At 63.3% G+C, this 11,796-nt stretch carries 6 protein-coding genes; 1 reads left to right on the top strand and 5 read right to left on the bottom strand.

Annotated features, from left to right (window positions below; translation table 11 throughout):
• Positions 1 to 490 precede the first annotated feature (490 nt).
• Positions 491 to 1,684 (top strand): ABC transporter substrate-binding protein, encoded by a 1,194-nt coding sequence (locus tag JOY90_RS37575; protein ID WP_291696139.1) that lies wholly within the window; start codon positions 491 to 493, stop codon positions 1,682 to 1,684.
• A 21-nt stretch (positions 1,685 to 1,705) separates the two neighbouring features.
• Here the strand turns inward: JOY90_RS37575 and folD are convergent, their stop codons facing one another.
• The 5 genes from folD to JOY90_RS37550 form a co-directional block, all read right to left on the bottom strand.
• Positions 1,706 to 2,578, bottom strand: a complete 873-nt coding sequence (folD, locus tag JOY90_RS37570; protein ID WP_291696138.1) for a bifunctional methylenetetrahydrofolate dehydrogenase/methenyltetrahydrofolate cyclohydrolase FolD — start codon at positions 2,576 to 2,578, stop codon at positions 1,706 to 1,708.
• Positions 2,579 to 2,664: 86 nt separating this feature from the next.
• The gene (locus JOY90_RS37565; protein ID WP_291696137.1) at positions 2,665 to 4,899 is read right to left on the bottom strand and encodes a tetratricopeptide repeat protein; all 2,235 of its coding nucleotides are present in this window, start codon (positions 4,897 to 4,899) and stop codon (positions 2,665 to 2,667) included.
• A 226-nt stretch (positions 4,900 to 5,125) separates the two neighbouring features.
• Positions 5,126 to 6,424: an FAD-dependent oxidoreductase gene (locus JOY90_RS37560; RefSeq protein WP_291696136.1), complete on the bottom strand. Its 1,299-nt coding sequence runs from the start codon at positions 6,422 to 6,424 to the stop codon at positions 5,126 to 5,128.
• 15 nt (positions 6,425 to 6,439) lie between these two features.
• Entirely contained in the window at positions 6,440 to 7,459 is a 1,020-nt protein-coding gene (locus tag JOY90_RS37555) for an ABC transporter substrate-binding protein (RefSeq protein WP_291696135.1), read from the bottom strand.
• A 990-nt stretch (positions 7,460 to 8,449) separates the two neighbouring features.
• Complete coding sequence (locus tag JOY90_RS37550) at positions 8,450 to 11,686, bottom strand: adenylate/guanylate cyclase domain-containing protein (protein ID WP_291696134.1); 3,237 nt, start codon at positions 11,684 to 11,686, stop codon at positions 8,450 to 8,452.
• Positions 11,687 to 11,796: the final 110 nt, after the last annotated feature.

The raw sequence follows: 11,796 nt of genomic DNA, 5'->3' as shown, positions 1-11,796 counted from the left end.
TCGACACGATCGCCATGATCGGCTCGCCGGCTTCGCGTTGCGCCTCGGCCTCGACGGTTGCCGCGGGGCGGGCCTGTTTCGCCGCGGCCCCGGCGCTCAACGCGGCCATCGTCACGACCGCCAGAAGGGTGGCAAGGGAGGCAAGGGAGGCATGTCTCCAATGCCGCATCGTTCCGGTGTCTCGCGCCATCGTCAATCGAATTGCCATGCCATGTCCTGGTTGGAAGACTCGCCCACGCTTGTGACGATCATGTGTCGGATCACGATTTATACGCCTGGTCATGTCGTTGGGTGAAGCGACGCCAGCTCAATCCTGCCGCCTCACGAAGGGGCGGTATTGCGCTGCGATCAGAGGCCGCATGATCTTTCCGAGCGAGGCCGGTTCCGGCGCATTGAACGGCGACCGGCAGGGAGGATACGATATCGGGAACTAACGTTCGGCAAGAACGCAGGAAGCCCGCAATGACGGGCGGCAGAGGGAGATAAAGCCATGAGGGTGGTCCATCATCTGTTGGCGGCAACGCTCGCGCTGTTGTTGCCGGCGGCTGCGTCGGCGCAAGGACCCGTCAAGATCGGCGTGCTCAGCGACATGTCGTCGCTCTATGCGGACATCACCGGCGAAGGCACGGTCGCGGCCGCGCGGATGGCGGCCGAGGATTTCGGCCCGGTGCTCGGCAAGCCGGTCGAGGTGGTCTTCGCGGACCACCAGAACAAGGCCGATGTCGGCGCCACCATCGTGCGCCGCTGGTATGACGAGGAGGGCGTCGACATGGTGACCGACGGCGGCTCGTCTGCCGTGGCGCTCGCGGTCGAGGAGATGTCGCGCCAGAAGCAGAAGCTCGTGCTGTTCTCGGGTCCCGCCAGCTCCGATATCACCGGCAAGAACTGCTCGCCCTATGCGGCGCACTGGACCTACGACACCTACGCGCTGTCGCATGTCACCGGCACGGCCGTGGTCAGGTCCGGCGGCAAGAGCTGGTTCTTCATCGGCGCCGATTATGCCTTCGGCCGCGCCTTGCAGCGCGACACCTCGCAGGTGGTCGAAGCCGAGGGCGGCAAGGTGCTCGGCACCGTCTACGCGCCGCTGAACACCCCCGATTTCTCCTCGTTCCTGCTGCAGGCGCAGGCCTCCAAGGCGGAGGTGATCGGGCTTGCCAATGCCGGTGGCGACGCCACCAACGCGATCAAGCAGGGCGCGGAATTCGGCATCCTCAAGGGCGGGCAGAAATTCGCCGCGCTGCTGTTCTTCATCAGCGACGTTCACGCGATGGGGCTGAAGGCGGCCCAGGGCCTGCAGTTCACCGAGGCGTTCTACTGGGACCAGACGCCGGAGACGCGCGCCTTCGCGGAGCGCTTCAGGAAGAAGATCGGGCGCATGCCGGGCATGGTGCAGGCCGGCGTCTACAGCGCCACGCTGCATTACCTGAAAGCCGTAAAGGAGCTCGGCAGCAAAGACCCGCTCAAGGTGATGGAGAAGATGAGGGAGACTCCGATCAACGATTTCATGACCACGAATGGCAAGCTGCGTATTGATGGCCGGGTCGAGCGGGACATGTACCTTCTGGAGGTCAAGACGCCGGAGGAATCGAAATATGACTGGGACTATGTGAAGGTGGTGGCCAAGGTCCCCGGCGACAAGGCCTATCGGCCAATGTCGGACGGCGGCTGCCCGCTGGTGAAGTGAGCCGATCCGGGGTTTTTGGCATCAAAGTCTCCGGCGCGCCTTGGCGGCCTGCAGCGTGTTCTTGAGCAGGCACGCAATTGTCATCGGGCCGACGCCGCCCGGCACCGGGGTGATGGCGCCGGCGACCTCCCGCGCTTCCGCGAAGGCGACGTCGCCGACCAGCCGGCCCTTCGGCCTGCCCTCGACCGCGAGCCGGTTGATGCCGACGTCGATCACGATCGCGCCCTTCTTGATCCAGTCGCCGCGCACCATTTCCGGCCGGCCGACGGCCGCGACCAGCACGTCGGCCTCGCGGCACAGCGTAGGCAGGTCGCGGCTGCGCGAATGGGTCATGGTCACCGTGCAGTCGGCCTGCAGCAGGAGCTGCGCGATCGGCTTGCCGACGATGTTGGAGCGGCCGACCACGACCGCATGCAGGCCGCGCAGGCTCGGTTGCACGGAGTTGAGCAGCAGCATGCAGCCGAGCGGCGTGCAGGGCACGAGGCTCGGCAATGCCCGCATCAGCCGCCCGGCATTGACCGGGTGGAAGCCGTCGACGTCCTTGGCCGGATCGACCGCCTCGATCACGCGGTCGGTATCGATATGCGGCGGCAGCGGCAGTTGCACCAGGATGCCGTCGATGTCGTCATCGGCGTTGAGACGCGCGATCAGCGCCAGCAGCTCCTGCTGCGAGGTTTCGGCCGGCAGGCGGTGCTCGAAGGAGCGCATGCCGCTGGCATCGGTCTGCCGCGCCTTGGAGCCGACATAGACCTCGCTGGCGGGATCGTTGCCGACCAGCACGACCGCGAGCCCCGGCAGCTTCCTGCCCTGATCCTTCAGCCGCGCCACCTCGGCCGTGATCTCCAGGCGAAGCTTCTCGGCGATCGCCTTGCCGTCGATGATGGTCGCCGTCATTTCCCGGTCCCTGGAACCAATGAGATTCCGGGCGTCTATAGAAGAAAATGACGGCGCGTTCGAGCCTGGATTCGCAGGCGCCACGCTCATCGGTTCCGATGCCTGGCCGCCAGTGCGGCAAGCTCCGCGCGCACCCGGTCCAGCACCCCCGCATAGTCGCGGCTCTCGCCTTGCCGGAACAGCCGCACGCTCGGATACCAGGGGCTGTCGTCGCGGCCGAGCAGCCAGCGGTAGTCCGGCGGATGCGGCAGCATGATCCAGGTCGGACGGCCGAGCGCGCCGGCGAGATGCGCGACCGCGGTGTCGACGGTGATCACGAGATCGAGGCAGGAGACCAGCGCGGCGGTCTCGCCGAAATCGGCGAGGTCCTTGGTCAGGTCGACGATGCCGCGCGCATCGAGCGTGGCCCTGTCGCCCGGCCGCAGGTCTTTCTGCAGGCTGATGAAGCTCGCATCGACGTCGGTGAGGCGGGCGAGCGCGAGCAGCGGGACCGAGCGGTTGAGATCGTTGGAATGATCCGGGTTGCCGGCCCAGGCAAGCCCGACCCGCAAGCGGTCGCGCGGCGGCAGCCGCTCCTCCCAGGCGCGCGCACGCGCCGCATCGGGACGCGGCAGATCAGCGGCCGGGATCGCGTCGAGCCGCGTGCCGAAGGCGAAGGGCAGGCTCAGCATCGGGCAATACAGGTCGAACGGCGGCGGGGCCGCATCGTTGGCGATGCACAGCGCGACGCCCTCGACCTCTGACAACAGCGGCCGCAGCGCCGCGTGCACCCTCAGGATCACGCGGGCGCCGTGCGCGGCCAACAGCGGCAGATAGCGCGCGAGCTGGATCGCGTCGCCGATGCCCTCGTCGGCATAGACCAGGATGGTCTTGCCGGCGACATTCTCGCCGCGCCACATGGGCTGCGCGAATCGGGGATAGACGATCGGCAGGCCGGACACCTGCCAGCGCGCCTCCCGGCCGGTCCAGCCGGCGGCAAAATCGCCGTTCAGGAGCTTCAGATGCGCCGCACCGAGCGCGGCCTCGGCGTTGCCGGGCTCCTTCGCCATGACGCGCTCGTAAGTCGCCGCCGCCTCTTCGAGGCGCCCCAATTGGTGCAGCGCCAGCGCCTTGTTGTTGAGGGCGCCGAGATTGTCCGGCTCACGCGCGGTGGCCATGTCGAGCCAGACCAGCGCCTCCTCATAGCGGCCGAGCTGGTGCAGCACGCCACCGATATTGCTGCAGATGGCGGCATTGCGCGGATCGAGCCCGTGGGCGCGCCGGCTGTCGGCGAGGCTGCGCTCGAGCTGCTTCAGCCCGCGCAGGCAGACGCTGCGAAGCTGCAGGATCGTCGCCTGGTTCGGCTGCTGCCGGTCGCAGCGGTCGAGCACGGCCAGTGCGTCGTCGAAACGGCCGAGATTGATCAGGAGGTCGGCGAGGTTCAACTCGGTAACCGCACTGTTCGGGCCGAAGCTGGCCCTCAGGCGATGGTGGATCGCCAGCGCCTCTTCGGCGCGTCCGAGCTTCGCGAGCGAGACCGCCTTGTTGTAGAGCGCGACGTCGAGCTCAGGCCGAAGCGCGAGCGTGCGGTCGAACCACGGCAGCGCCTCCTCGTGGCGGTTCAGCGCCTGCAAGGCGGCGCCGACGTTGTTGCCGGTGTCGGGGTTGCTCGGATCGAGCGCATGAGAGCGTGTGCCGTCCGCGACCGCCTCCTCGTACCGCTTCAGACCGTGCAGGAACAGAGCCCGCATATGCAGCGTCGCCGCGTTGTTCGGCTGCACCTGGTCGCAGATGTCGAAGCACGCCAGCGCCTCTTCGAGCTGGCCGGACTGATAGTGCAGATAGCCGCTGCGGCACGCGGCCTCCCAGTCGCGGGGGGCGAGCTTGAGCACCTCCTGATAGGCGAAATGCGCAGCGTCCATGCGCTGCATTTCGAACAGCACGCCGGCGAGATTCTTCCAGTTCACGAGGTTCGGTTCGAATTGTACGGCCTTGTCGAAGGCGTGCAGCGCCTCGTCGCGGCGGCCGAGCCTGTGCAGGGCGACGCCGAGCGCGGCGTGGTTGTCCGCTGTCGGGGCCTTGCCGAGGGCGCGGGTCAGCCATTCGACGGCATGGTCGTTCTGGCCCGCCGCGAGCGAGATCTGCCCCATCAGATGCAGGGTATCGGCGTGCTCGGGGTCGATCGCCAGCGCATGCTGGCAGCAGACCTGAGCTTCCATCAAATGCCCGGATTGCAGCAGCGTCACGCCGCTCGCATACAGCGCGGCCGGTGTCACCACGCCGGCCTTGGTGGGTGCCTTCTGGGATTTTCGGGCGGAGGCCCGGCGTTCGCGGCGGTTCATCGGCAATTCCTGATTGAGGCCGATGCTACCTTTATGTGATTCGAAGGACGGGCGGGATGGGTAGGTTGGGCGAAGGCGCGGACGCGACGATGCGAAGCATCGCGCGGAGCGACCTGCCCACCATTCCCGGCGGCATGCCTCCGAAAGGGCGGGCACGCTCTTGCCCCGTGTGGCGTGCTTTCGCGCAAGAGGCCCGCTTTGCCCAGCCATAGAATCCTCGGATGGCCTAGTCCGTGCGCTCGAGATTGTCGTGCAGGCGGCGCTTCAGCGCGTCGATGTCGATCTGGTGCACGCTGCCGCTGCCGGCGAGATCGAGCGCGTGCGCGGCGGCTGCGCCCATCGCCATGCACGGTCCCATCACCCGCACGCTCGACAGGGCGGCATTGTCGGCGTCGATGCAGCGGCCGGCGGCGACGATGTTGTCGGCCTCGGCCGGCGTGAGGCTGCCGAACGGCACGTAATGGACGTGGTCCTGGTCGAACACGTGCCAGTGATGGCCGGAGCCGTGGTCGTGCAGTTCGATCGGCCATGCCGTGCGCGCGATCGCATCGGGGAATTTCGTGCCCGCGCGCACGTCGTCGACCGCAAGCTGCTGGCGGCCGACGATCCAGCGGGTCTGGCGGATGCCGGGAAAGCCATAGGCGCGGACGCGGGCCTTGCCGAAGCAGTCGGGGAACTCGTTCCTCAGGAACGCAAAGGCGCGGTCGGCCTGCTCCTTGCCTTCGAGGCCCTTCATGGTGGCGGCGATCGGCTCCAGCGGCGTCTCGACATGGGTCATGTTCATGGCGGCCACCCCGCGTCCGGGAATCACGAAGGAGAGGCCCTCGCGCCGCACCAGGCCGTAGTCGCCGGCCTTCTCGCGCATCCGCGCCGGCAATTCCTCGCGGCTCGGCACCTTGCTCTCGTCGATGTTCTCGACGATCAGCATCTGGGTGCCGTACACGGGACCATCGGCCGGCTCGCGGCAGGCGAAGCCGGCCTGCCAGACGAGCGCGGCATCGCCGGAGGCGTCGACGAAGCCGTTGGCCTCGATCTCGACGTCGCCATAGCGGGTCGAGACGTCGAGGCTCTTCACGCGCCGGCCCTCGACGCGGACGTGCCGCATCACCGCGCCGACGATCACGGTAACGCCGGCCTCGACCATCGCCTTCTCGACCCAGCGGCCGAGCGCGACCTCGTCGTAGTAGACCACGGTGGTGTGCGGTCCGTGGCGATAATGCAGCGCATGCTCCTGCGCGCCGAGGTCGCGCAGGATGTCGTCGGCGACGCCATGGGTGAACTGGTAGCCATGGGTGCCGTTGGCGAACAGCCCGCAGAAGGTGCCGATGATCGAGTTGACGGCCTGGCCGCCGAGCGCCGGCAGGCTGTCGACCAGCACGACGCGACGGCCGGCGCGCGCGCCCTCCAGCGCCGCCGACATTCCGGCCGCGCCCGAGCCGATCACGCAGATGTCGGCACTGACATGCGTCGGCGCCGGGCTGGCGCCGCGCCGGACAATTCTCGTGCCGGACGAAACTTCCGTCATCGATGGGCTCCGTTGCTATTTCAGGTTGGTCGGATGGTCCGGCACGAAGGAGGTATCGACGATCTTCGCCGCATCGACGTCGGCGTCGATCATCTTCTGCCGCTTGAACCAGGCGACCTGGCGGGCGATGTCGGCGGTGTCGAGGGCGGGGTCGACGACCGACAGGGCGACGCGCAACTGCTCGGCCTGCTGCCCGGTATATCTGGCGATGACGGCGAGCATCGCATCGCCCTCGGCGCTGCGGGCGGACTTGCCATCGGCGTCGCGCTTGAGCAGCACGTTGGTGTAGTCCTCGGCTCCGCGGCGGTAGGCGGCCAGCACCTTCTCGATCGTCTTGCGCTGCTTCTCGATGACCGAGGTCGAAGCGACGACGCAGCCGAGCATCCACGGCGTCTCGTCGCCGACCCAGCCGAGCACGACGGCGTCGCCGGAAGCGACCACCGGCGTGATCGTGGTGGCGGCGGTGAGCGCGGCGTCGAGCGTGCCGCCCTTGATCGCGGCAGTGACGTTGGGCAGCGACTGCAACGGCACCACCTTGACGGAGGCGATGTCGAACTTGAGCTTGTCGGCGAGCAGTCCGAGCGAATAGTGGAAGGTCGAACCGACCTGGGTGATGCCGACCGAATGCCCGGGCAGGTCGGCGAGCGTCTTCAGCCCCGCCTCATGGGCGCGCTTCGAGGCGACATAGGCGGTGTTCTGGAAGGTCGGCGCCTCGCGCGCGGTGCCGGCGATCACCTTGAGACCGCCCTTGCCGGCGAGGTTGTAGAACGCCGCGGTGAAGCCGGTGAAGCCGACATCGATGTCGCCGGAGACGGCGGCGACGGCGATCGGGACCGCCGCGTCGAAGAACTTCAGGTCGGCGTCGAGCCCTTCCTGCTCGAAATAGCCGCGCTCCTTGGCGAGGAACAACGGCGCCGCCGAGGACAGTTTTAGCACCCCGATCCGGACCCGTGCGCCGGCGTGCGCGGGCGCGGCGAGGAGCGAGAGCACGGCGAGCGCCGCGAAAATGAGCCGGCCTGTTGCGAGGAGCTTCAAGAGATGTCCCATCCCGTTCGCGGCCGGTTGGTCCGGCCTCTCGATGCGTTCCATAGAGGAATCTCGCGCCGCCTGCCACCGCCCTGTTCGAAGTCTCCCATGCGAGGGGCCGCAACGATGAGACTGTGCTCGCAGCGCGAAAGCGCAGGTCTGCCGCGTGCGCGCAGCTTTCATCTCATTTGACCGAAGGCAGCGCGCGGCGTCCTCGCGGCATGAAATGCCCGAGCTGTGCATGATCGATCCCTCCCGAAAATCAAGAGGGCGCAGGGAATGCCGAGTGCTTCAGCCGCACCCATGGCCCGCGTGCAACAAGAACGCACGCGGCGGTTACCACAGGTTCAGCCGAGATCACCGGCATTCCCTGCGCGATGGTGTTAACGCTTATACCGTGATCTCCCCGGTGAACGGGCTCTTTTGCCACCGTCGCCGGCGGATCATCGTCCGCCAACTTAGCGCCAGCGTCGCGGCGCCAGGACCACACGGCTTCGCCGTCCGCAACGGCGCCGCTCGTCGGGCGACACCATCACGTCCATCGCATCCCACCCCGCGTTTCCTGACGATCGCGATGCGCCCCTCTTGCCGAGGCGGGACGGCGTGGATAATGCCCCGATTTGGGGGCGGCTGTCAAGAAAATTTCTGTAAATCAGAAGAGATCAGGACTGCGGCAGATTGGCACGACGGGCAGGTGGCGCATGGCCGGCATGCGGCGGCGCGAACTATCGATCCTGCCTGCATCCCCTTTGACAGACGGGATGGCCGCGGAATTTCGCACATGCATTGCTCGTGATGCGCGGTCGCAACTGCGCTGGTGGTTGTGGCGGGCTGCTCATGAACGGCAGCCAACTCTGAAGCGAAAGGCGGCGCCGACATTCGCCTTTGCGGCCTTCTAATTGGTGACAGGCTCATAGGGGCAAAACGATACGGTGCCCAAGTTTACGAAGCCTCTTCATTGTATGTGCTGACCTACTCAACATCCAAATGCAATCTACTTCAGGTTAGTGCCGAGCGATCATTTGAAACTCGAAGAGCGTCAACATGGTCAACATCCAGCTTATTGATGAAGTGCTCGAAGAGCATCGCCCCAGTCTCTCTCATTAGCGCTTTAGAGGCGGCTACCTCCAGCCTTCCTTTGGCGATCTCGTCTCCAAGTGGAGATCGGAGCAACAAATCCGCACGAACAATTCGGGCAAGGCACTCAGGAATGCGGGCATGACGCTCGGTTGCAACTTTGATTGCCTCGTCAGCCGTCGCCAGGGCGGTCGTATCGTCGCCATTCAGTCTATAGGCATTTGCCAAATCGGCGAGTATCCGGGGCTCGGCTTCCAGGCCTGCTTTTCGCGATCGGGCGAAGCTGAGGGAATCGGAGAAATCCTGGATCGCGGAGGTCAGTCTTCTTGCGACGACATGAGAAAGACCACGGCAGGCTTGACCATACACTCGCATATAAGGATTGCCGCTTTTTATGGCCAGATGATAGGCTCGATCGGCATGCTCCTGAGCCAGTCCGACGTTTCCCTCCACCCACGCAAGATCGACGTAGGCCCAACTCGGTATAACGTGATGGAGAGTGTCAATTTGGCCGTCCTCTAATTGAATGATGCGATCGAGGAATGGGCGAGCTTCATCTTTTCGACCGAGCATTACCAGCGTTTGGCCGCGCATCACCATTAGCCATATCTCGACATCGAAACCCAGCATCTGTCTGTCAAATTTTGCAATTTTGTGCGCCTCCTCTGCCGCCTCAATATTCATCTGAAGCGCTTCCGTCATTAAGCCGGACATTCTAAGCGCGTGACAGAGCACGGCCTTGAGCGTGATTTGTACGCTTGTATCATTGCCATTATCGGCGATCGCCTTCGCTTCGCGAATCTTTTCGACATACTCATCCGCCGATCCCCCGTTTGCCAAAATTCTTCCATAGGCTGCGTGAATCAACGCATTGGCCCTAACATCGCCTAACGCTACAGCTAGCTGCTTGGCTTCCTCAAAATAAATCCGGGCATCCTCCGCCGAGATTCCTTCCCGCCAACCAAAATTTACAATTTGGCCGGAAGCCATCATCTTTAAATAGTCTATCGGTTGTGACGGGGAGAGTTTGGACAACAGATCGCGAACTTTCTTCCAAGTTCTCATCGCCTGATTTGGATCATTCGTGCCAATCCAAACGGCAAAGCGCATATTTTGTTGTGCCGCCTTCAAGTTGTCGCCGGCCTGTTCCGAGTGATACGCCAAGAGAGCGGCTCTCTCCTCAGCACGATCCTTAAAGACGCTCTCGATCGCCTCAGCGACCTTTGCATGCAGGTCTCGGCGGCGATCATGCAGGAGTGATCGGTATGCAACCTCTTGTATCAGAGGATGACGAAATGCAAGAAGTCGCTGTTCAAAGGGCGGCACATCGTAAAGCAGTTCAGCTTGTCTCAGGTGTTGGACCGCTTCCGACAGCTCGCTCTCATCCATTCCCGCGACTCGGTCCAGGACCAACAGCGAAATTTCGCGACCAATTATGGAGGCGATCTCCAGTGCCTTTTTGGCGCTCTCTTCCAGACGGTCTATGCGAGCGGCAATTACAGCTTGTACAGTTGAGGGGAGAGGAATTGCATCGATCCCTCCCTTTAGTCTGAACGAACCTCTGTCGCCTTCAAAGTCGCCACGCTCGACGAGGGCATTGATAAGCTCCTCGAGAAAAAACGGGTTTCCCTGCGCCCGCTCAATGATGTTCCTGCTCAGCAACGCTAGTGAGGGGTCGGCACCAACGTGATCCTGTACCAGGGCTGCCGATTGCGCAACCGATAACCGGCGCATGTTGATTTGTCGGTAGTGTGATCGCTGCGTCAGCGGGGCAGCAAACCCGGGCCTGAAATTGAGGATCAGAAGTGTGGTGGTTCCTACGACCGCATCAGCTAAAGCCTCAACGAACTCTTCACTCGCAGCATCAATCCAATGCAAGTCTTCAATAATAACGACAGAGAGCGGCTCCCTTGGTGAATGCGGCAGGAGTCTAACGAAGTCGAGAAGCAGCGCTTTTCTTGTTTTTGGATCCAGCTTGACTGCCGGCTTGTGCGGCTCTGACAGACCAAGGAAATCTAGCAGTACAGCCGGTAACTGTTGGGATACCGGCAAAGCCGATAATCGGTCAAGGACGATGCGTCGCGAGACGTCTGCGGCCTGCTTAAAGCGAAGGCCAAAATAATCGCGCATCAATTCTAATACGGGCTGAAATGGTGTTGCTCGCCCGTGAGCCAGTACACGCGCTTCAAAGACTCGGATACCTTTTCCCCGACAACTCTCGGCGAATTCAAAACAAAGGCGACTCTTGCCGATGCCTGCTTCACCGACGAGGCCGAGTACTTGACCTTCACCGCTACTCGTATTTTCGAGTTCCTCATGAAGGGCAGCGAACTCGCTCTCTCGACCGGTGAGAGGACTTAACCGAGCTCTACTTCTAAATACTCCGCTTGAGGGCGCATGCAGAAGGCCTCTTACCTTGAAAATCTCAACCGGCGCCGCAATCCCCCGAACGGTTTGTATCCCCAGTGGTTCGACTTCAACGAATTGCTTGGCGGCGATGTAAGTCTCTTTTGAAATGAGAACGGATCCGGCGGACGCCATTTGCTCCAGGCGGTTGGCAAGATGCACGTTCGCTCCAGCGGCATCATAAGTCTGGTATATTCCGTGTTCTATCGTTTGAACGACAACCTCGCCTGTGTGGACCCCCACCCGGATTTGCAAATCTGGATCATTCAACCGGGCTATTCCGTCTTGCATTGCAAGCGCCGCCAGGCAGCCGCGGACGGCATGATCCTCATGTGGTTGCGGAGCGCCAAAGATCGCCATTACTCCGTCACCCTGCGACTTGTTGACGACGCCCTCGTATCGATTAACTGCTTCTCCCATCAGGCTCAGGACAGGTTGAAGGCGTTTCATTCCGGCTTCAGGGTCGGCCAAACTATCGATAAGCTGAGTAGAATTGCGAATGTCTGCAAACAGGATCGTCAGGCTCTTACGCTCTCCGCCCTTAGCGTTCAGGGAGCTCAAGACGTTCTGCCAGGACTGATTGACTGGCTGCGATGAACGGGGGCTCAGAGCAGCGCTGCATCTTCCACAAAACCGTGCCGCGGGTCGGTTGAGGTGATGACATGCGCTACACTCAACACCGAGCGTGGCGCCACATGCTTCGCAATACTCATTGGTTGCCTTGTTTTGGCTACCGCAACGCAGACATTGCATTAACAGCCCCCTCAGTGTCAGGGCAGCGCAAAACTATAAACCCATCTATCAATCAATTCCATACCGCTTTGCAACAACGGTTGCTTCGACCTTCCTTCGAAAAGCGTTTT

It is taken from the genome of Bradyrhizobium sp. (assembly GCF_019242285.1).
In the GTDB taxonomy this organism is placed as follows: domain Bacteria; phylum Pseudomonadota; class Alphaproteobacteria; order Rhizobiales; family Xanthobacteraceae; genus Bradyrhizobium.
This window is presented reverse-complemented; position numbering and strand designations above follow the sequence as displayed.